Annotated in this window: 15 protein-coding genes and 1 pseudogene; 6 read left to right on the plus strand and 10 right to left on the minus strand. The window is 35.1% G+C overall.

Annotation, left to right across the window (positions count from 1 at the left end; all coding sequences use genetic code 11):
* Positions 1-132: 132 nt before the first annotated feature.
* From hisC to KF816_10680, 5 genes are all read right to left on the minus strand, one after another.
* Positions 133-1,185, minus strand: coding sequence for a histidinol-phosphate transaminase (gene hisC / locus KF816_10660; protein ID MBX3008477.1), 1,053 nt, complete (start codon positions 1,183-1,185; stop codon positions 133-135).
* A complete protein-coding gene (hisD, locus tag KF816_10665; GenBank protein ID MBX3008478.1) occupies positions 1,185-2,465 on the minus strand; it encodes a histidinol dehydrogenase in 1,281 nt (426 codons plus the stop codon). Before hisD ends, hisC begins: the two co-directional genes overlap by 1 nt.
* On the minus strand, positions 2,462-3,331 hold the full coding sequence (locus KF816_10670; protein ID MBX3008479.1) for an ATP phosphoribosyltransferase: 870 nt from the start codon (positions 3,329-3,331) through the stop codon (positions 2,462-2,464). The genes hisD and KF816_10670 overlap by 4 nt, the downstream gene beginning before the upstream one ends.
* 200 nt (positions 3,332-3,531) lie before the next feature.
* Entirely contained in the window at positions 3,532-6,717 is a 3,186-nt protein-coding gene (locus KF816_10675; GenBank protein MBX3008480.1) for a nucleotidyltransferase domain-containing protein, read from the minus strand.
* 284 nt (positions 6,718-7,001) lie between these two features.
* Positions 7,002-8,288, minus strand: a complete 1,287-nt coding sequence (locus KF816_10680; GenBank protein MBX3008481.1) for a Glu/Leu/Phe/Val dehydrogenase — start codon at positions 8,286-8,288, stop codon at positions 7,002-7,004.
* A gap of 405 nt (positions 8,289-8,693) precedes the next feature.
* Between KF816_10680 and KF816_10685 the strand changes: the two genes are divergently transcribed.
* Together KF816_10685 and KF816_10690 are read left to right on the plus strand one after the other, a co-directional pair.
* Positions 8,694-10,808 (plus strand): S9 family peptidase, encoded by a 2,115-nt coding sequence (locus KF816_10685; GenBank protein MBX3008482.1) that lies wholly within the window; start codon positions 8,694-8,696, stop codon positions 10,806-10,808.
* A gap of 164 nt (positions 10,809-10,972) precedes the next feature.
* Positions 10,973-11,182 carry a PGPGW domain-containing protein gene (locus tag KF816_10690; GenBank protein MBX3008483.1) on the plus strand — a complete coding sequence of 70 codons (210 nt, stop codon included), beginning with the start codon at positions 10,973-10,975 and terminating at the stop codon, positions 11,180-11,182.
* 112 nt (positions 11,183-11,294) lie between these two features.
* Here the strand turns inward: KF816_10690 and KF816_10695 are convergent, their stop codons facing one another.
* Entirely contained in the window at positions 11,295-12,854 is a 1,560-nt protein-coding gene (locus KF816_10695) for an aldehyde dehydrogenase family protein (GenBank protein ID MBX3008484.1), read from the minus strand.
* 78 nt (positions 12,855-12,932) lie between these two features.
* Here KF816_10695 and KF816_10700 point away from each other — a divergent pair, with 78 nt between their 5' ends.
* Positions 12,933-13,358 carry a hypothetical protein gene (locus tag KF816_10700; GenBank protein ID MBX3008485.1) on the plus strand — a complete coding sequence of 142 codons (426 nt, stop codon included), beginning with the start codon at positions 12,933-12,935 and terminating at the stop codon, positions 13,356-13,358.
* 74 nt (positions 13,359-13,432) lie between these two features.
* On the opposite strand, the gene KF816_10705 is transcribed toward KF816_10700, so the two are convergent.
* Positions 13,433-14,713 carry a hypothetical protein gene (locus KF816_10705; protein ID MBX3008486.1) on the minus strand — a complete coding sequence of 427 codons (1,281 nt, stop codon included), beginning with the start codon at positions 14,711-14,713 and terminating at the stop codon, positions 13,433-13,435.
* A gap of 181 nt (positions 14,714-14,894) precedes the next feature.
* Here KF816_10705 and KF816_10710 point away from each other — a divergent pair, with 181 nt between their 5' ends.
* Entirely contained in the window at positions 14,895-15,497 is a 603-nt protein-coding gene (locus KF816_10710; protein ID MBX3008487.1) for a thioredoxin family protein, read from the plus strand.
* Here KF816_10710 and KF816_10715 read toward each other — a convergent pair.
* The gene (locus KF816_10715) at positions 15,489-16,598 is read right to left on the minus strand and encodes a TonB family protein (protein MBX3008488.1); all 1,110 of its coding nucleotides are present in this window, start codon (positions 16,596-16,598) and stop codon (positions 15,489-15,491) included. The two genes, KF816_10710 and KF816_10715, sit on opposite strands and share 9 nt — an antisense overlap.
* A 197-nt stretch (positions 16,599-16,795) precedes the next feature.
* Here KF816_10715 and KF816_10720 point away from each other — a divergent pair, with 197 nt between their 5' ends.
* Entirely contained in the window at positions 16,796-18,133 is a 1,338-nt protein-coding gene (locus KF816_10720) for a hypothetical protein (GenBank protein ID MBX3008489.1), read from the plus strand.
* 8 nt (positions 18,134-18,141) lie between these two features.
* Positions 18,142-19,313, plus strand: a pseudogene (locus KF816_10725) (hypothetical protein).
* 106 nt (positions 19,314-19,419) lie between these two features.
* Here KF816_10725 and KF816_10730 read toward each other — a convergent pair.
* Positions 19,420-21,015 carry a T9SS type A sorting domain-containing protein gene (locus KF816_10730; protein ID MBX3008490.1) on the minus strand — a complete coding sequence of 532 codons (1,596 nt, stop codon included), beginning with the start codon at positions 21,013-21,015 and terminating at the stop codon, positions 19,420-19,422.
* A 19-nt stretch (positions 21,016-21,034) separates the two neighbouring features.
* Entirely contained in the window at positions 21,035-23,833 is a 2,799-nt protein-coding gene (locus KF816_10735; protein MBX3008491.1) for a TonB-dependent receptor, read from the minus strand.
* Positions 23,834-23,853 lie beyond the last annotated feature (20 nt).

Below are 23,853 nucleotides of genomic sequence, written 5' to 3' on the forward strand. Positions count from 1 at the left end.
AACATATATCAATGCTATCAATATCATCAATAAATATTTCATGTTTGTTTTTTGACAACATTAGAATGGAACATATTATTCCTCTAGAATATTTCTTTTTAATATCAAACAAATTGTAATCGATAAGTATCTTCATTTTAATATCTCACTTAATTTTAGAAGGAAGAGATCATTTTCTTCTTTGGTTCCGATCGTCACCCTCAAATATCCCGAAAAATTTAGCTGATTGCTCCTATCTCTAATCACAATTCCATTCTTTTCTAAATAAGTAAATACTTCTTTGGGCTGATTAACTTTGAATGAAATAAAATTAGAATCTGATTTAGCTATAGACAATATTTTTTGGTTGCTCTTTAAAATATCTGCTACTCTATCCTTCTCTTTTTTAATGAGCTTAACAAAATAATCACGCTGAGATTTATTTTTAATGGCATTAACCACTGCGTTGGATGTTAGGGTATTCATATTGTAAGGAGCTTTTACTCTAAAGAGTAATTCAGTTATAAATTTGGAAGCTACAGAATAACCGCACCTAACTCCGGCTAATCCCCATGCTTTTGAAAATGTTCTTATCACAACCAGATTGTCTAACTCCGCAGCTTCTTGATGAAAGCCAGATTCATCGGCAAAATCAATGTATGCTTCATCCACCACAATTACACAATTCACACTACTGGCGACACTTAATATTTTTTCTCTACTCAGCATATTAGCGGTGGGATTATTTGGCGAGCATAAAAACATTAACTTGCTATTTTCGTTCACGGCAGCAAGTAGCTCATCTTTTTCAATATTAAATTCATTATTCAAAGGTACATTAATAACTTGAATGTTATTTATATCAGCACAAACTCTGTACATTCCATATGTAGGTTCGCAGATAATAATACTATCTTTTTCCGGCTCACAAAATATTCTAATTAAAAGATCTATGATTTCATCGGAGCCGACACCAAAGAATAAATTTTCAGTCGGGATGCTGATCAATTCGCTAAGCGCTACTCTCAATTCCTTTTGATATGGATCGGGATACCTATTTAATTTTAGATTATGTGAGTCCTCATAAGTTGAACCAAGGGAGTTTTCATTAGCATCTAAAAGTATTCCCGAGGTATGGGAATGACGAGCGGCAACATATGGCTTTAGTGAAAGAATATTTTTTCTAACTAGTTCTTTAATATTCATCATAACCTCACTTTTACTGCATTAGCGTGTGCTTCCAATTTCTCCGTTTCAGCCAATGTGATAACAGAATCAGAAATATTTTGTAAACCTTCTTTGGTTAATTTTTGAAATGTGATACTCTTCATAAACATTTCAACTGAAACTCCACCATATGATTTTGCATACCCGTAAGTTGGCAGGGAATGATTTGTCCCCGAAGAATAATCTCCAGCACTCTCAGGTGAATATTGCCCAATAAATACAGAACCGGCATTTTTAATTTTGCTAAAAAGTTTTTCAGCATTTTTAATATTTAGGATTAGGTGTTCGGGCGCGTATTCATTACTTAGTTTGAATGCTAAATCAAGATTAGGAACTACTAAAATAAATGATTCCTTAAGAGCGGCTTCCGCTATTTTTCTCCTCGGTAATTTCTTTAACTGTACCTCTATTTCTACTTTAACTTTTCGCGCAGTACCCTCGTTGTCAGTAATTAATATTACTTGTGAATCGGCTCCATGCTCAGCCTGAGAGAGTAAATCGGATGCGACAAAAATCGGATTTGCAAATTTATCAGCTATTACAAGCACCTCGCTAGGACCAGCGGGCATGTCAATTGCGCAGCCAAGTGGATCGATACTAACTTGCGTTTTTGCAGAGGTAACATACTGATTCCCGGGCCCAAATATTTTATCCACTTTATCAATAGTCTTCGTACCGTATGCCAGCATTCCGATAGCTTGTGCTCCACCCACCTTAAATATTTCACTTATACCGCATAATTTAGCTGTGTATAAAACTGCCGGATTAAGTTTATCGCCACCGCAGGGTGAACATAAAATAATTCTCTTGCATCCCGCAAGTTTAGCCGGTATGGCCAACATTAAGATTGTTGAAATAAGTACCGCACTTCCGCCGGGAATATAAATTCCAACGTTTTCTATTGGTACAAATTTTCTACCGCACAATACTCCCTTTTGAGTTTCTACTGCGCAACCCGTTGGAAACTGATATTCATGAAACTTTTTAATATTGCCATAAGCAGTTTTAATTGCTCTCTTTAATTGAGGAGTTACATTTTTCGCAGCCGCTTCTATTTCTGTTTTGGAAACTTTTAATTTATTGCCCGAATAATTATCAAACTTTTTTGCATAATTTATTACAGATTTATCTCCATACTTCTTAACATCTTCCAAAATAGATTTCACCTGAGTATAAATTTTGTTATTGTGTTGAGCAGGACGAGTAAAAAGTAAGTTAAGTTTCCGCTCTGATATTTTATTCAAGTCGATAATTCTCATAAAATTATATTCTCAATTGGTAATAATAAAATTCCCGACGCGCCCGCATCTTTTAACTCTTTATAAATATCCCAAAACTTATCTGCCGGAATAACAGCATGCACCGCAATTAGAGAGTCATCGGCTAAAGGAACAATAGTTGGACTTTTGAGTGAGGGAATTATATCGCTAATTTTCCCCAGCGATGATTTAGGCAGATTCATCATAAGATATTTAGAGCGTTTTGCCTGCAGTGCCGAATCAATTCTGATTAGGAGATTATCGAGCAGATTTTTTTTCTCAGGATCTGAATCAAGAAATTTATTTGTGATTAGTACAGCCTCGGATGAAAAAACATCAAATGATTTTTTAAGCTTATTAAGTTTAAGGGTATTACCGGTTGAAACTAGATCACAAATAAAATCTGCAACTCCGAGAGAAGGCGCAATTTCAACTGAGCCACTAATTTCAACAACGGTAGCGTCGATGCTATGCTCAAGTAAATACTTTTTCAGAAGATTTGGGTAGGAAGTAGCGATTCGTTGTCCTTGTAAATCGCGTATCGAATTGATTTCCTTATTCTCCGGCAGGGCAAGAGAAAGCTGACATTTACCAAATCCAAGTTTTCTGACAACTATTGTATCGGCATTGCGTTCATACAATACATCCTCACCAACAATTCCGAAATCGGCAACTCCATCCTGTACATATTCCGGGATATCATCATCCCTTAAAAAAAGAATATCAAGCTTAAAATTTCTCGCGCTAATCAACAATCTTTCATTATAGTCTTCGATGTCGAGTCCACAATTTTTAAGCAATTGAAGAGATTTTTCTGATAATCTACCCTTTTTCTGGATAGCTAATCTTAAGTTTCCATTTAACATAAATACTCCAAAATAAAAAACCCCGGTGTTGCCGGGGTTCTGATAAACAATATTTTATTTAAACTAAACCGGCGCTCTAGGAAGAGAAATAATGGTGGTGATGGATAACTAAAAAAGCGCTGTTGAGTTTATTCATATAATTCTGATTTTTACTTGTGCAAATGTAATAAAACCATTTCAAAAAAAAAGGATTTTCTTACCTACTTTTCTTTCATTTTTAATTGCCGGGCATTATCTGTGCTCGAAAATATTTTTTGGGCGTAATCGGATTTATTTCTCACATCTTCATCAGTGATGTAGTGTATATCTAAAAGGTTATCAGCTCTGTAACCGGTCTTGAGATAGTTCATCTCACTTAAGGCTAGTCCCCATCCTTCAAACCAATGATTAAGTACGATTTTGTTACACTTTTCTGTGTCGATATGAACAATTAAATCTATATCGCTTCCTGGTCCGCTGGTTGAATTTTTAGTGCTGCCAAAAAGGTAAATTCCTTTAACACCAAAACGTTCGGAATCGACTTCGGACGCTATTTTTTCAGCCATTTTAAATCTCCACACCCAGTAATCAGCCATATTGATTTCAGTCATTTCTCGTGCTTCAAATTCATGTGTGGTTTCTCCCGAAGGAATAATTAGTGCACCAACCGCAGTATCAAAATCTGAATTCATAAATATTTTTAGTACCGAGCCTTTGCTGGATTGGGGAACATCAATTACTTTGATAACATCTTCTAAATAGGCGAATTCTGATAAAAGTTCTGGGAGATTGTTCTTTGAACTAAGTAGATATTTCTCATTAAAAAATATTCCGGGGTCATCCGGATATAAAGGAAGATATCTAATTTTTGCTTCTACTAAATCCTGGAAAAAGTGGGTTCCGAATGAAAGATCAGGTACATAATTACCTTTTTTCTTCGCTATCTCTATTAACATAGCACTATTATTAATATCCGAATAAGTAACATTTACACCTAATTTAATATCGCCTCTGCTTCCCCATCTACCCGGACCCATTAAAATAAATTTTCTTTTCGGCAAAAGTTTATTTAATCTTCCTACAGCACGACCAACCATTAGCATTTTATTTTTATCGCTCAACTCTGTGTACTTAAGAGGGTCAACGTAAACTATATAAGTAATTTCTGGGACTTTACCGTTTGATACAAACCTATTAGCTGTAAATACAACTCTTTCCTCAGGAATATCCTTCGGAATCGGGTCAGATGAAGATTCACCCATAAAACTTTGAGGTCTGCACTGGAGGAGATAAAAGTCCTTTCCGTCACACGCAAATTCAACATCAACAGGAGATTTAATTTTATTTTGAAGAGTTTTTAGAATAGTTTCAATTCTCTGAAGAAAATTACTTTTTTGAGCCAGCCCATCAAATGTGGCTATCAATTCTTTGTTCTCATTATCAATATCCATGAAATTTGGCATTCTAAGCATTGAACCTTCAAGCACCGAAAATATTTGACCAAACATTGGATAATAATTTCCATATTCAAAAAGTAATTCATCAAGAGAAATTGTTTCAAACTCGTTGGTCTCAAGATTTATAACATCAATTTTATGAGGAGAATATCGGCGCAACTCTTCAGGTGTAATATTGATCTTTAATTTTGGCTGTCCGGGAGATATTAATATTGGATAATCATCGCTCAATCGATCGACTGCTCTTGTTCCCAAACCCGGTACGATTCTGATTAAACCATCTTCTCTGCGGATACGGGGAGACCACCTAAACTCATTATTGCTAAAAGCAACTCCGGCAAAAGCAGGGAAATAATATTTGCCAACTCTATCCCCTACTACTTCTTGAATCATAATTCCCATTTCTTCATGAATATCCAATAATCCCCTCTCAGCTCGATATTCGATAGGATCGGGACTAAAAGTAGAAGCATACACCTCCGCAATTGCATCCATTAGCGCGGAAAGTCTTTGCTGCTTGGATCCTTGATTTGCTAAAAACAGACTTTTGTATTTACCAGAAAAGGCGGCACCAACCTGATCTTCCAATAAACTAGAACTTCTAACAACTAAAGGGCGCTCACCCAAATCATCGAGTGCTACCGAGAGTCCTTTAACAATATCGGGGGGGAATTCAGAATTTTTAAATAATTGTACTAGATGCGGATACTCAATTCTAATTTCTTCTATCTCTTTATATTTTTGTTCGAGAACCTCTTCCAAATTATTATACTGCATAAAATGATGGATGCCATCCGAAGTTAAGTACCAGGTTTTGGGAATTTTAATATCGCGAAGGAATGGATTCAGCTCAGCTTCCTTCTGTAGAATATGATATGCTAAAAATAGACCTGCACTTTTACCTCCCAGTTTACCATGACTTGCCGGAGGGAATATCATTTTATCGATCATTCTATAAAAATCGGTGAGTTTTACATATTCTTTCGCAACGCCAATAAACTCAAGACGGTCTGTAAAAAATCTTCTTAATAATGAAACTCTTAACCCTTTTATAGTTGAGGGGGATAACTCAAATTTTTCCGGGGCCAGATGATAGTATTTTCTTATTGCATCAGCAATATCTGTGAGGGAGGTATCCTGGCTTTCAACAACTTTAACAAGAGCACTCGATTTATCTTCTTGAATCCATTTTTGGATTTTTGAAAAAATAACATCATCGCTCAAATTTTCTGATGCGATTCTTAATATTGTTTCGATATAGATATCGTAATTCGCAATCTTGTTAACTTTTAAAGGCTTATTATCATCGTAATGCTGTTCCTCTTCCGAACCGCTTCTCCTCGAAAAGTTTGTAGTTCTCATTAAATCTTGTGCCTCGTCAACACCAGTCCAGCATAATAAATGAAGGAGTTTTCTCAGAATGCTCATAAACAAATTTGGATCAGTTTTTCTAAGCATATCCAAAATTATTCTCCATTCAACTTGCCTGTTCCCATCAATGGTTCCATGAGAAATTTTTAATTCGTCAAAAACACTTTTCAATTTTTGATGAAGTATAAAATATCCCAGTCTATCAGAAACGGCTTTAAGTAATTTTACTTCCTCATTTTGAAAAGGACCAAAATCAAGTTCGGGCATCTTTTCGGTATAATAGACTATAATTGTCCCAACTTTATTTCCCTTCACTAGAATATCTGATGCTACTGACCATTCTGACTCTTGAAAACTATTTGATTGATAAATCACATCTCCGTAGAACACTCTAACTTTACAGATAAGGGGGTATTGAAACGCCTCTGTTAATGAATCGATAACAGCATGAAATGCCTGCCTTAAAGTTATATCGGATTTGTTTAGAGTATCTTCAATTGTATAAATACAACTTAATTCCTTAGCCCTCTCTTTTAACTGAAGAATAATTTGATCAATCGATTTATTTTCTTCTGTCATATTTGATTACTCCTTTACCGGTTCTGTCATCAACTTAGATAAAAAATGCTTTTTGAAAATCATGCATTTACAAACTAAAATTCTTTAACTATACTGAGTTTGTTCAGATATTACCCTTCAATTTTGAACTTGCTACGATAATTTATAGAAAAATAAATCCTCTTAAAACAATTAAGATTATATAAATAGTGTGAACTAGTGTGGGAAAAGAATAGAAAAATGTTTTGTTTATGCGATAAAAAAAGGAGAGGCTAATGGCCTCTCCTACTTGAAAAACGCCAGGCTTATACCCAGCCTCTGTCTTTGCATGCCTGAGCTACTCTATTAATCGAAATTACATAAGCTGCGTCGCGCATATATAATTTTCGTTTACGTGCTAATTCACTAACAGCTAAATATGCCGCTGTCATTTTTGTATCCAACTTACTTAACACTTCATCTCTTTCCCAATAATAATTCATATTGCATTGCACTTGCTCAAAGTATGAGCAGGTTACTCCACCGGCATTGGCAAGGAAATCTGGTATTACAAAAATTCCTTTCTCCTCTATTATTTTATCGGCTTCAGGAGTAGTAGGTCCATTGGCTCCTTCAGCAATCATTTTAACTTTTGAGGAAATTTTACCTGCATTATCTTCTCTTATTTGATTTTCTAGTGCGCAAGGGAGTAATAATTCAACATCTTGCTCAATCCATGCGTCACCATCTAAAATTTCATAACCAATTTGTTTTGCCTTTGCCTTATCAATTCCACCAAATTTATCGGTAATTTTCAATAATTCTTGCAAGTCAATTCCACTGGTTCTTCTAAAAGAATATGAGCATTGATCTTTTTGGTCCCAGCAAGAAACACAAATTACTTTTCCACCCAGTTTAGTGTACAAATCAATTGCGTACTGTGCAACATTACCAAAACCTTGAACGCTAGCGGTTGTTTCTTCCGGTTTGAGACCCAATTCCTTTAATGCCTCACGAACTGTAAAAATTACTCCATAACCTGTAGCTTCAGTTCTGCCTAATGAACCTCCCATTCCAACAGGTTTACCGGTTATAAATCCTGGATACTTACCACCTGTAATTGTCTCAAATTCATCCAACATCCAAAGCATGTGTTGTGAGTTTGTCATAACATCAGGCGCGGGAACATCATTTATCGGTCCAACATTTTTCGCCATTTGGCGTGCCCACCCTCTGCATATTTGTTCCTGCTCTCTCATACTTAAGTTATGTGGATCGCAGATTACTCCTCCTTTGCCGCCACCTAACGGAATATTAACTACGGCGCATTTCCAGGTCATCCACATAGCTAGAGCCCTAACTGTATCGCTTGTTTCATGAGGATGGAAACGAATTCCACCTTTATTTGGTCCACGCGCATCATTATGCTGTACTCTAAATCCCCGGAATACTTTGAATGATCCGTCATCCATTCTAACAGGAATACTGAAATGATATTCGCGGAGAGGGTTTCTTAATATTTCTCTTGTCCCCTGATCAAGATTTAAAATTTCTGCTACCTTATCAAATTGCGCTTGCGCCATTTCGAAAGGATTAAAAGCTTTACTAGCCATTGTTAACCTCGAATGAAAGTTTTTGGTTTGAAAAATTTGTTGAAATAAATATAGTTTCTGGATGTTTAAAGAAAGTATTTGATTCTATTATGTACAATGCATTCCTCAATTCTTTCTGCAAATCATCTTAAATCACTTACGTATAAAATAGAGAGCTTAAAATTCTTTAGCAAAAAGAATCGGTTAGTAAAGATTATTTTGTGATTCGCATTTAACTTAATTTTGTTTATTAATCTTCGATTTCTCATTAAGTATTAAAGGAAATATCCTGATTTGGCATAAATACTTTATTTTATTAAGTATAACTTCCTATTTTTCTAAAATATTTTGGTATCGAATTTATTTTCATTTTTATATAATCCAGCATATTTTAGCTAACAGAAACAATAAATTAACGGAGTGACAATGCGTAAGGTTTTTCAATACATATTAATATTGTTATTGACCGCAAACTATTTTGTGTTTGCTCAAAGTTTGGTTTATCCCACTTCTCCTAAAATTGAGCATATAGATGATTATAATAGCGTCAAAATAAATGATGAATACCGTTGGCTCGAGGATCTGAATTCGGATTTAACTAAGCAATGGGTTGAGAATCAAAATAATTTGACAGAAAGCTATTTATCAAAAATACCATACCGAGATAAAATTAAAACTCAATTAACAGAGATTTGGAATTATGAAAAATATTCTGCCTCTTCAAAAATTGGGGCTCATTATGTTTTCTCAAAAAATGATGGACTACAAGAACAAAGTATAGTTTATATTCAAAAAGGATTAGATGGTAAGCCCGAAGTCTTTCTTGATCCAAATAAACTATCAACTGATGGATCTGTGAGTCTTGCTGGTTTAACTTTTTCAAAGGATTATAAATACGCCGGTTACGGAATTTCAAAAGGAGGTTCCGATTGGAGAGAATTTTATGTGATGAGTGTTGAGACAAAACAACTTACCGGCGATATTATTAAGTGGGCAAAATTTACCGGACTCGCCTGGTATAAAGATGGATTTTTTTACAGCAGATATGATGAACCAAAAGCGGGAGAAGAATTAAAACAAAAAAACGAATTTCAGAAATTATACTACCATAAACTTGGTACCGCGCAGTCAGATGATAAATTGATAATCCATGATAAGGAAAACCCGAAGAGAGGCTGGGGAGCTAGTGTAACAGATGATGAAAAGTTTTTAATCATTTCAGTTTGGGAAGGTTCATCATCCAAAAATATGTTATGGTATAAAAATCTTGAAGAAAATTCAGATATTATTAAAATTTCCGAGACACCAGATGCATCTTATGATTTTGTTGAAAATATGGGATATCTATTTTATATAACTACAAATTTGGGCGCGCCAAATAATAAGGTGGTATTAGTTGATTCTAAAAATCCCAATAAAAATAATTGGAAAGTAATTATACCCGAATCAAAAGATGTTATTCAAGCCGTTTCATTGCTCGATAATAAATTATTTGTGCGATATCTTAAAGACGCTACAAATGTGGTTAGCGTTTTCAATTTAGAAGGAAAATTTTTATACAATGTAGAACTGCCCTCAATTGGTACAGTTAGTGGATTTGGTGGGAAGAAAGAGGATTCAGAAACTTTCTTTACCTTTACTTCATTCACGTATCCACCAACTATTTTTAAGTATAACGTGAAGGAAAATAAATCTGAGTTGTTTCGTAAATCGGATGTAAAATTTATCCCGGAGAATTATGAAACAAAACAAATATTTTACGAAAGCAAAGATGGCACTAAAATCCCTCTATTTATTGTGCACAAAAAAGGATTAAAACTGGATGGAAATAATCCAACTTTGTTATACGCTTACGGCGGGTTTAATATATCTATGCAGCCCGGGTTTTCTGTTGCAAGAATTCCATTGCTTGATAATGGATTTGTTTATGCCATGGCTTGCCTGCGTGGCGGCGGCGAATATGGTGAAGAGTGGCACAAAGCCGGGATGCTCCATAAAAAACAAAATGTATTCGACGATTTTATTTATGCCGCTGAATATTTGATAAATAATAAATACACCAATTCACAAAAGTTAGCGATACAGGGAGGATCGAATGGCGGATTGCTGGTTGGAGCGGTTATAAATCAAAGACCGGAACTATATAAAGTAGCATTTCCACAAGTTGGTGTGATGGATATGCTTCGATTTCATAAATTTACTATTGGATGGGCATGGGTTCCCGAGTATGGCTCAAGCGATAACCCGGAACAATTTAGCTATTTAATTAAATACTCCCCTCTTCATAATATAAAAAAGGATGTGATATATCCGGCAACCATGGTAACAACTGCCGATCATGATGACAGAGTATTCCCTGCTCATTCATTTAAATATACTGCGGCACTTCAGGAGAAAGTATCTTCAAAAAATCCTGCCCTTGTAAGAATTGAGACAAAAGTTGGGCATGGCGCTGGTACAAGCACTTCTAAAACTATTGAACTTCTTACCGATATGTATTCGTTTATGTATCATAACTTAGGGATTAATCCTAAGTTCTAAAATTTCAAAATTATATGCCGGATTTTTAAATAAGTAAAGTGAAAATCCGGCTGTTTTTTACATAAAACAAGGAAGTGTACTGGATTAAATAATTATCAAATGAAATGCTACTGCATTACTGACGATATCAAATCTAAATAGAGCAGAAAGAATTTAATAATATTATGAAAACACTAAAACAAATTAAAAGATTAATAGTAGGAATAATCGGCGGAACAATTTTGATTATTGGAATAATTTTAATTGTTTTACCGGGACCAGCGTTTATTGTAATTCCAATTGGACTTTCAATACTTGCAACAGAATTTTTATGGGCAAGAAATATGATTCATAAATTTAAAGATAAGCTTCAAAATTTTCGAAAAAAAAGTTGACCAAAATAAATTAAGCTCACTTCTTTAATTAAAAATCTATTGTAATTCCTCTCCTCTGAGAATCCAATACTTATTATTTTTTTTGGATTAAATCTGGCTAACTCACTGCTCATTATTTCCTGAACATTCTTGGGAATAACTTAACAAGTTTGATTAATCCAGTTACTTTTAATGAGAATGATTTTGAATATAAAAAATTTAACATCCCATTTAATCCGGCAAAAACATTAAAGTTATAAGGATGCCACCAAAGATTTCTTTTTACAAAAGGAAGAATGTCTTTCACAATAACTTTAGGATAAGTCATTTCATCAAAACCAATTTTACCATGAGTGCGCCCAATTCCCGATTCTTTTATGCCGCCCCATGGTGTTTCCGTTAAACCGTGACTCATTAAGTGATCATTGATGGTTATTACACCGGCATTAATTCTTTGTGCAATTTCATTTCCAAGTTTGGACGATTTGGTCCAAACCGAACCGGTTAACCCCAAATTTGAATCATTAGCCAGATTAATTGCTTCTTCATAACTATTGAATTTCATAACCCCAACTATTGGACCGAAAGTTTCCTCGCGCATTAACCTCATATCATGGTTTACATTTGTTAAAACTGAAGCAGGTAAAAAATTTTTTAGTTCTTTATCAGTCGGAAGTTTTGACTCTGCATATACAATTGCCCCTTTCGATTTTGCTTCCTCAATATGCTCAAGTACCAAATTATATTGTTTTTGGGTAGTTAAACATCCCATATCCGAATTATAATCATTTCCAATTCCGAGTCTCAGATTTTCAATTTTTTGTTTTAACAATAATAAAAAATCATCATAGACTTTTGAATGAACATAAATACGTTCAACACCACCGCATGATTGACCAGCGTTGCTGAATCCTGCCCATAATGCTCCATTAGATGCCCTCTCTAGATCAGCATCGTCACAAACTATCATAGCATCATTACCCCCTAATTCCAAATTGATTGGAGTTAGAGTCTCTGCTGATTTTTTCATTAGATATTTACCAACTTCTACTGATCCCGTAAAGAATAATTTATCTACCCCAGATTCAAGGAAAGCATCCCCCGCTTCTTTGCCGGAAATATTTAAGTATGAAAAAATATTTTCGGGTAGTTGTGCTGATTCAATTGCTTTCTTAATCTGCATCCCTACCATCTGTGTTTCAGTAGCGGTTTTAAGAAGTACGGCATTACCAGCCAGCAGCGCTTTAATTATCTCTCCAAAAGGAATGGAGAATGGATAGTTCCAAGGAGAAATAATTCCAACTACTCCGTACGGAACTCGAACAATCCTACTTCTTTTATTTATAAGAAGAATATTGCCTGCAGATAAATTGGTCTCTTTAAGAAAACTTTTAGCTCTTTTACAATAGTATGTGATAGACATTGCCGCCGGAATTACTTCTGTGGCAAGTGCATCAATCTTAGTCTTTCCATTATCCGCTGAAATAATTTCCGCTATTGATTCAGCATTGTTTACAATATAATCTCTAATTTTCTTTAGTTTTTTGATTTTCTCCGAAAGATGAAGTGAGCTCCACTTCCGCTGAGCATTCCTGGCATTTGCTATTATTTCGCTCAATTGTGAAGGACTGTCCACTGCTACGCTTCCTAATATTTCACCATTAGCCGGATTGATACATTGTGTTCTGTTCATTTTGTATAATATTTTATTTTAGATATTGAATAAATTAATTAAATATTTACTAATTTAGGCACAAATAAAGAGCAAAACATGACTCCACAGGATAGAGGCAACTACTTAAAAGCTTTATTAATTCTGGTTGGCAAAGATAAAAAAATCGTAAGGCAGGAGAGAGAAAATCTAGTTAAACTGGCTAATATTCTTGGCTTTGATAAAGAATTCTGTGATACTGCAATGAACGAATATTTTGAGAATGAATATTTAGTCCAAGACCCGCCAAAATTTTCAGATAAAAAAATTGCTGAAGCATTTCTGTTGGATGGGATACGATTGGCGGTGGCAGATAAAGAATTGCACCTCTTCGAACTCAATTGGTTAAAATCGATTGCAGATATTAATGGTATAAGCAGCAGCTGGGGTTTTGAGCAATATGAAAAAAGTAAGGGAGAAGAAAAAAAATCCGTAAAAAAATTTTTTGTTGAAGAATTTTTGACTCAAAGCAAGGTTGAGACATAATTCAAATAAAAACCTTCGAAGAAATTTCTCCGAAGGCTTTTATTTTTAATTTAGATTCTACAATGTAAAATCTGTTATCTTCTTCTTTCTGATCCACTCCTATCACTTCCAGAAGAACGACCGCTTTCTCTATTTGGAGATGATTCACGTACTCTACCATTATCATTCGATCTATTTTGAGGCGCTTCAAAACTTCTTGATGGAGTTGAATTTCTACTTTCTGTTTTACTCTCTATCCGTGGGAGAGGTCTCTCATTTGATTCTCTTTTCGGCTCAACTCTTTCAGTCCTTGGTTCTCTACGCTCAGTAGGAGGATTCCTCATTTCATTCTTGTTGTTCTCTCTCCTATTATAAGTGCGCTCAGATTCTGGTTCAAGTCTCCTCTCATTCTCTTTTTTACGTAGTTCATTTTTTTCTCGTCCGGTATTTAATTCAAAACTAGAATTTTCTCTCTCACGGGTTTTGAATTCAGAATTTTCAGAATCTCTTACTCCACTCCTATCAATTTCTCTCTTTGATTCAATTGCGAACTTATCTGTTTCAAGAGCAGTTTTTCTCTCACCCCTGGTAATTTCGGCCCTATTTATATTTCTTTCACTAATTACTTCTCTTTCATTTGGTCTGTATGTATAGATACTTTTATTACGAGATTCTCTGCTTCTTTCAAATTCACTAACATTATCAACGGTCTTGATATCACGTTCTGCTACTCTATAACCGCCTCTTCTTTCAACGAAATCTCTATCAACTCCGCCATTAACGATTCTCTCTCTATCAGAGTAATAATTTGTGCGATATTTAGTATTCTCAAATATCCTTGAACTTCTTCTTGAATCAATTATATAATAATTAATTCTTGGGTCACAAAATCTTCTGTATGAGACAAAATTCCAATATGAGTAATGAGACCTCCATCCAGTTGTAAATCTTATTCCAAAACTAAAGTGGAAACTTGCATATGGAGGTAGAGGTGCCCATCCAATATAGTCGTCATCATATCTCCACTCAACCCACGATGGGCCCCAAACATTATCTGGAATCCAAATCCATCCATAATAATCATCATAAAACCATCTGCCGTAATGATATACTGCCCATCCATATGGTTCGTATGAATCCCAATACCAACCATGTTGTGTCCACGACCATCTTCCATTAGTGTATGGCTTCCATCTTCTATTCACATGAGATGGCTGCCAAACTATCAATCCATTATCGATTTCCAACCAAGTTCCATAAGGGTGAAGCGAGGAATAGAACATGTTTACGGACATATCGAATCGTGATGGTGATGCTTTAGTAGAAAATGCAGACATCAGACTGATTACGATTATTAATGCTATCTTGTTTTTCATTTCACACCTCGAGAAAAGTTTACTCTTTACCACTCAATCTTGATGCCACTAAAAATAGTCCATTTTTTAAGTTTTTTGCCACTCAAAAACCATTGCTGTTCACATATCTATACACAATTATTTTAAAATGAACAGGAATCTTTTTTCTAATTTTGTCATCAAACATTAAAAACGGATTAAAATGAAAGACATATTATTATTAGAAAAATTTGATGATGGTTTATCATACTCTGATTACTGGAAACAGTTTGAGTTGAAATTGAATTCACAGACTATAGGAAACTTGAGCACTGTAGAAGAAGAAAAGAGAAACCAGCTCAAATTAAACTTCCAGAGAAGTTCTCGAATTACAAGAACTTATAATATTTCTGAAAGCTTAAAAAATGTTATGGATAAATTAGAGATAAAACAGAATTGGATTCTAATAACTGAAGATTGGTGCGGGGATTCAGCTCAAAATGTACCTTATATTGCAAAAATTGCAGAGTACTCGCCAAAAATTGAATTAAGAATTGTATCTCGTGATCAAAATTTGGATTTAATGGATAAATATCTAACGAATGGGGCGAGATCCATTCCAAAGTTGATCGCTTTCGATGATCAGGGGAATGAATTATTTCAATGGGGTGCACGACCAATAGAAGCACAGGCATTAGTAACACAACTAAAAAATGAAGGCAAAACCAAATCAGAATTTCTTGAGGCTTTACACCTCTGGTATGGAAAAAATAGAGGTAAAAATTTAGAATCTGAATTTCATGAAATTCTTCAAAAATTAATTTAGTTCCTCATAATTGAAGGGCATATAAATTAAAACCTTGGAAGGTACATCATTGCCCTCCTTTTTAGCCGGTATATATTTAGATTTCATTAAAGCAGAGACTGCCGCTTCATCCATCCCGTATCCTAATCCTTTCAAAACTCTCGCGTCGGTCATAAATCCATTTGCATCAATCTCCCCCTCAATTTCAAAGATCCCCTTTAGTTTCAATCGCCTTGCTATTGAGAGTACTTCAAGATTTTTATAAACTAATTCATATCCACCAATTACAACCGGACAAAATTGTTCTTTACATTCAATGCGGAAATTTCTTCTATCAAATTCATTCTGAGTGTTTTTAGCGGAATTGGAAATAACCAATTTTAATTCCTCTTTTGAATCATTTTTTATTAAGGATCTATCTAAAATTTTAAATTCGATATTTAATGTTACACTAGCTTCAACCACTTTACCTTTCTCTTGACCGGGAAGAAATTTAGTTTGTTTTACCGCAGCGTCAGCCGCTTCATCGCATCCTAATCCCAAACCCTTCAAAATTTTTGTTTCCTTAACATCACCGGTTTCTGAAATTATAGCAATTATTAGCACAGTACCTTCTATTCCATAAAGAAGGGCATGCTCAGGATAAACTAGAATATCTTGAATAGATTTCATTCCTCCAATTGGAAGAGGGCAAACATCGATTTCACAAATGAGGTTACTCCTTTTTCTTCTTAACACTTCCACTTGTCTATTCCCCTCTTGAAATGCTTCAATTGAAGGTTTATAGAGTGGATCATATTTAAATTGATTTCTACTCACCAATTTCCCGGCTTCAAAGACTTCAATTGATTTAAGCCCTCCATTTTCAAAATAAATTTTATGAGTTCCATCTTTAATACCACGGTCAATATAAAATTCTTCTTTCAGTAATCCGCTGTCGTAATATTCCCTTACCCAACCATGAATAATACCTTTACTAAAAGTTTTCTCTTGCGAAAGATTTCCATTGGGATGATATAGCAATGCTGTTCCATCCAAAATATCATTCACGTATGATATCTCTGAACGAAGCATTCCATCGGGGTAGAATGATTTGATAATACCAGTCTGAGCAAAAAACATTTGGCTCGCCATTACACAGAATACAAATAGATATAACTTCATAAAACCGTTTTTTTTGTAGGCAAATTTATTCAATTTATTGATACTATTTTCCCAATAATTCTCCCTTCCATAAAAAATAAGATAAGATGGACTTGATAATCTGTTTTTATTCAAATAAGTTAAATCAGTTTTTCAAACTATTAAGGAGTACAATTATGAAAAATAAATTACTCATGTTGATACTATTGAACATGATTGGTATTCCGATCTATTCTCAAACTGGGTTGGGAGTTTTACGTTACGAAGATTTTAAAACCCCAGAATTTTGTGGATCCGCTTGCCATACCGATTTTTACCAGCAATGGAGACAGTCAATGATGTCTCAAGCATATACTCATGAGTGGGATGAAATAGAATATTTTAAGCTAGCCGTGCCCCATGCCGAAAAAGATGAGAAAGTTGCTGAAGTAAAAGCCGGCTGCAACGGATGCCACGCACCAATTTCTTATGTAAGCGGAGATGTTCCCCCACCACTTCCCTCAAAAAATTCGCGAGCAAATGAATCTGTTTCATGCGAGGTTTGCCACAGCATTACAGGATTTAGCGGAGATATTCCATATAATTTTAATTACATAATGAAACCGGGTAGGAATAAATATTCAACAAGACTAAGCGGTATAGAATCACCTGCTCATATTATTGAATCAAATCCATTAATGAAAACCGGTGACTTCTGCGGTATTTGTCATAACGAAAAAAGTCCCTTTGATGTTTGGGTAAAATCTACACACCTCGAATGGAAAGAAGGTCCGTACTCAAAAGAGGGGGTGCATTGTCAGGATTGTCATATGACAAAAGCAGAATTTAAGACTGCATCGATGGGAGGAAAGTATCCCGATGCAAAGCTTCACTTATTCCATGGCGCTCATGATCCGGGGAAAATTGCAGGAGTAGTTGAATTGAGAGTTCATCCCGATATTAGAGAAGCGGAGCCGGGTGAGACGGTCAAGTTTACTATTGCGCTATTCAATCAAAAAACCGGTCATAAATTTCCTAGCGGTTCGGTTGAAGATAGAATTGTATGGATGCATGTTGAAGCAGTAGATGAAAAAGGTAATGTGTATCATCTTCCGGTTGATAAAAAAGGATTTACAGGAGAAGAATATACAATTGGCAGTGATGTTCTGGCTTATCAGGATATGGGAATTGCTTTAGATCAGCCGGATTTTAAGGGAGTTCAGAGAGATGGGATACCAATTGGTGATAGAATTTTTAGAATGCCCTATTTCGATCCACAAGGTAGGATGACAATTCAACAATGGAATACTTCCTCGCTTGGTGTAGATTATAGAATTGGTCCTAGAGAGACGAAAATTGAAACTTGCACTTTTAATCTACCCGATACATTACCCCCCGGTAAATTAATTGTGAGGGCTGTATTAAATTATCAACTTTTAGTGAAGCCGGTAGCTGATTTTTTAGGAGTTCCGGAATCAGAATCTGCAATAGTGAAAGTAAATGAACATTCAACTGAAATTACAATTCTTCCATAGGTGAAATCATGAAAAACATTACAAGTAAAATAAGTATTGTGTTGTTTATAATTTTTATAACATCATCAGTTATAGATGCAATACCTGCATTCGGAAGAAAATATCAGATGAGCTGTCAAACATGCCACGCACCATTTCCAAAATTAAAAGCCTATGGCGAGGAATTCGCGGGTAACGGATTTGTATTAGCCGATAAAGATGCGCCCCGTTATTATATGCCAACCGGAGATGATCAACTATCTTTGATTCGTGATATCCCACTGGCTCTGCGTCTTGAAGGTTATGTAACTTATAATAACCGACAATCAAAACAGATTGATTTTACAGCACCAAATATTCTAAAGATACTTTCAGGTGGAGCCCTAACTGATAATGTTGCTTACTACTTTTATTTCTTTTTCAGCGAGCGGGGTGAGGTTGCAGGTATAGAAGACGCGTTCATAATGTTTAATAATTTATTTGATACAGAAGTTGATTTAATTGTTGGACAATTTCAGGTTAGCGATCCCCTTTTCAAGAGAGAATTAAGATTGACTTTAGAGGATTATAATATCTATAAAGTCAAAACTGGATATGCCAAAGCTGATTTGAGTTATGACAGAGGAATTATGCTAACCTATGGTTTGCCCAGCGGTACGACTTTACATTTCAGATCACTAATGGAAATGGAATTGGGCATGCCAGTAATTTGCGTGTATTCGATAATGATAAAAATAAAATATTTGTAGGAAGAATTTCTCAAGAAATCAATGAATGGTTTAGAATTGGTGGATTTGGATTGTATGGCAAAGAGAATTTGGAGAATTCTCTTAATATGAAATTTACAAATACCGTTTCTGTTTGGGGTCCCGATTTTTCAATTATCCCTTCAGATAAATTAGAACTCAATTTTCAATATCTGCAGAGAACAGATAAAAAACCTGATCTATTCTTAAATGACTTAAAAACAAGCGGCGGATTTGGAGAACTTATCTATATGCCTAAAGGTGATGAAAGCAAATGGTATGCGGTTGCGCTTTATAATTGGACTGATTCGGATGATAAATCGCTAAAGTACAGTACAGGAACTCTGAGTTTAGGGTATATGCTGAGACGCAACATAAGATTGATCGGTGAATATACCTATGATACTGAAAGAAAATTTGGACAGTTTTCAGTTGGAGTAATTTCTGCTTTCTAAAAAAAATATTTAATTGGTAACAAGAGGGCAATTGATCATTGCCCTCACTAATAAAAAAAGGGCGCCCCTTACGGGTACGCCCAGAGAGAGAGAAGATTTTACAGATTTATTTTATTAACATCATTTTTTTAGTCATTACTGAACCGTTAGCTTCAAGCCTATAAACATAAACACCGGTCGATAAATTATTCGCGTTCCATTCAACCGAATAACTACCTGCTGATTTGAATCCATTAACTAATTCTGCTACTTCCTGCCCCAGCATATTATAAACTACTAATTTTATATTCCCCTCTTTAGGCAGTGCAAATTTAATATTAGTTGTTGGGTTGAAAGGATTTGGATAGTTCTGAGCTAATTCAAACGAAGCTGGAATTGAATTATTAAAATCTTCTTTAATATCAGTTGTGAAAATTTTGAAACTACTCCAGCCTTCTGTCCAGTTCTTTGTACCGAATGCTCCAACAAATGTAGCTGTGGGATCAAAGAAACCATCATTCGGAGGAGTTGCTCCACCTGTAAATACTGGTGAACCGGCCTGAGGCATTGGATTTGGATTTGCGATATTAAAAGGATCAATCAATTTTATGTCATTATTTTCACCAAAAGCTCTACCGCCATTATTTGTAAACCAAGTGCTCATTTCTGTTTGAAATGTTGCGTCTGTTGATCTGAAATTATTTAATACTGAGCCAGCTACTATACTGTTCTTAATATACATACCACCACTTTTAGCATCGGCTACTGTATTTGTACCATCTACCAATATGCCATCTGGCCATCCCATCACTAAAGCATTGTTTATCTTGTTCTGTGATGATCTTCTTAAATGCATCCCTCTTCTATACAATGCATTGTACTGTGTGCTCTTTGTCGCTGCCGGTCCTATTAATGTTACGTTGTACCAGGTAGGACTTGTTCTTGGATTGTTGGTTGAACCTGTTCCATCATTATCTGATTCAAATCCATTCGATTGTGATTGATCTGCTATCTGTGGATCTCTAACTGATAACAAATATTGTAATTTTCCATTATATCCGAAGTCTGTGTCAAAATCATCATCCCAGCCTCTGTAGGCTATCAAGTATTTTGCGTTTACTGTGCCGCCAAACCATTCAAATGAATCATCGCCGCAATAACTTACTTGAATATATTCTAATTTTGTTCCTCTGCCTACTCCACCAAGTGTTAATCCATTTATTTCATTATTTGGCGAATAAGCTATTCCCGGATACTCTATTCTTACATATCTTATTATCCCGCTGTTATCTTCCGGATCATTACCGCCATATTCGTCCGATGGTCCTTCTATCTTTGCGGTTCCACCGGCAACATTTATTGGAGCTTTTCCTAAAATTATTATTCCGCCCCAATCGCCATATGATGGCGCTCGGCTTGAGCCTGCTTTTGTAAATTCGGAGGTAAATACTATTGGGTTTGTTTCAGCGCCATTCGCAAATATCTTTCCGCCAGGTTTTACAATTAACGAACCCTGTGTTGCATTCTCACCAAAGATAATGGTACCAGGTTCGATATTTAATACACCGCCGGATTGAACTCTCACTAATCCTCTTAATAAGTATGTTTTACCTGTGGTGAGATTTACTGTACCGGTAATATCACCTTCGATAACAACATCTTGACCAAACGTTAAATTAGTAAACAAAACAAAAAACAATAACAATAGTACTTTTTTCATCATTCCTCCAAATAGTTATAAATTAAATTTTGTATGAGAGTCCGAAAGAAATCGTTCTCCCTCTTTTATAGCGTTCTGCTATTTTATCGCCTTCTGTAGTTCTTTGAATAAATTTGTGATCTTGCGCGAGAATATCTTTGAATGCAACTTTAATTGAGAATAAGTCCATTATGTTTTGTGAAAAAGAAAGGTCAACTTGATCTCTTGGTAGTTCAACAATATCCCCTAAATTTGCAAAACCTACCCTAGAAATTCTTTCTCCAACACGGTTATGAATAATTGAGGCTGAAGTGCCACTTTCAAAATTTTCGTAGTACAAACCTAAATTTGAGATATAATCTGCTTGTCCCTGCATTGCTCTTTCTCTAACTTGAAAACCATTACTGCTTCCACCCAAATCGATAGAGGAGTTGATCAAAGATAGATTACCAACAAATGATAAATTTTTAAGCGCGCTTGAAATGAATCCTAAATTTTTTCTGAGCTCAAATTCCACACCGTAATTATTAGCTTTATCCGCATTCGCGAATGTTCTGAATGGAGCGAATCCGGCAGATGCTACAAGTACTTGCTCAATTGGATTAAGAAATCTTTTGTAGAATACGCTAACGGCAAGCAGTTCTCCTGGAGCAGGGTAAATTTCATAACGTAAATCATAATTATTTATAAGTGCTCTTTGTAGATTTGTATTTCCTTCAACCAATTCATATAAAAGAAAATCGAAATAAGTAAATGGAGCAAGTTCTCTAAATTCAGGTCGAGCTAAAGTTTTTGTGAATGCCCCTCTCAAATTCATCGTTTCATTAATTTGCCAGGTAACATTAAGTGATGGAAGCAGGTCGTTATATCTGGGTTTAACCTCAACCGATTCTCCCGTCAATGTTTGAGAGATCAAGTTTAATTCTGATCTTTCATAACGGGCGCCTATTACAAACTTTAGTTTAGAGATCAATTCAAAATCAGTCATGAAATATGCGGCTGTAACCGCTTGATTTGATAAATAGCTATCAGATGGTTTTGTGATCTCAGTAATTTCGATAAACTGATGATTTATATTTGATGGATCAAAAATTTCTTCAATCGGTTTGAATAATGTTTTTTGTTCTTCGGAAAAATTACCGCCGGGAATATTTAGGAATCCAAATACTCTTGCGTCGAAATCACGATTCTTATAATCATGAGCGAAACCAAATTTGAAAGTAGGAAGAGAAGGATTATCAAATAATTGTAATTTTATATTAAAACTCGCGCCTCTGTTAAAATCTACAAGATCGCTGAAAAATCTAGTTGAAACTGCCTGATCCAATAGAAACATAAAAGGTGTATCATATTCGGGATCGCCAACATAGACGTATCTTCTTGCATCAGGTTCTTCTCGTCTTGATCGCGCATAATTCATATTCCAATCAAAACTTACTCCACTAAATAATTTTAAATGATGTTCTCCTATCAACTGGGATGAGGAAAGTGAACGTGATACATATCGAAGTGAAGAGACTTTTCTATAATCAGGACTTAATAAATAATCCCCTTCAAATAGGATGGTCTCACTGTCGGCGCTTTGGTTATAAATATTTTTGAAGCTGATTTTATTGTTGCTTCCTATTTTTAAGCTTGTATTTAATAAAGCTCCCCACGAAACTGAGTTGTTATAATTGGCACCATTAAATAAATAGCGGGGGCCATCATCAGCATAATTATTTCTTTCAAGCTGTTTAATTTCATCAGAGTTTGAATAACTTAATGAAGCTATATACCCAAAAACATTTTCACCAAATTCATGTTTGTTGCCAAGATTTATTTTTAAACTTCCACCCACCGGGGCTTTAGAAGTTTTTGTATTCCAGTTATTCGCGAATGATCTTCCAATACTTTGTAATTCATCCTTTGTAAAACTTGTCCTATCTAAACGTCGATCTGGGATTAGCGATGGCAATGACCTAGTTCCATCATCAAACCCCAGCCAATCTTTAGCTCCACCGGCATATCCAAAAAATTCTTTATTTGTGGTTGTTGTGTTGTAAGCTGTAGATGCGCTAAAATCAAAAATAAATTTCGATGGAAATTCAATTGTATTAATCTCTACTAAACCTCCGGTAAAGTCTGCTGGTTTATCGGGAGTAAATGTTTTTGAAGTTAAAATATTCTCAATTAAACTTGCCGGGAATAAATCATATGAAAAACTTTTTTTCTCAGGATCGGTACTTGGCAGGTTGGAACCATTTAGCATTGTATTATTATATCGATCTCCAACACCTCTCACAAAAGCGTATTTGCCATCAGTAATGGTAACCCCAGTCATTCTTTTTAGAACATCTGTTCCATCAGAACTATTATTCTTACTGATTAATTCAGCGCTGAGACCATCAACAATATTTAACGAGTTTTTTTGAATATTAAGAACTGCGCCCTCCGAGCTCTTAATCATATCCGCTGTAATTACAACTTCGGCTAAATTTGTTGATGTTGGTTCAAGCGTTACGTTAATGATGGTCTCTTTTCCATCGCCAACAATAACATTCTGTATTGTAACGGGGTTATAGGAAACGAAGGACACCTTTAAATCATATGTTCCACTAGGCACAGCTTTAATTGAAAAAACACCATCTAAATCAGTGGAGCTTCCAAAATTAGTCCCGAGTAAAATTACATTAGCGCCAATCAATGATTCATTGTTTGATTTATCAATTACTTTTCCACTAACCGATCCTTTTGACTGGGCAAAAGAATCAGTACCCGCAATTGCGAGTAATAGGAAAAATAATATGAGTTTAATTTGGGGCATAAATCCTGGCATAACTATTTTGTTAATTAGTTTCATTTTTCTCTCTCTCTATTGAA

Source organism: Melioribacteraceae bacterium, assembly GCA_019638015.1.
Taxonomy (GTDB): domain Bacteria; phylum Bacteroidota; class Ignavibacteria; order Ignavibacteriales; family Melioribacteraceae; genus JAHBUP01.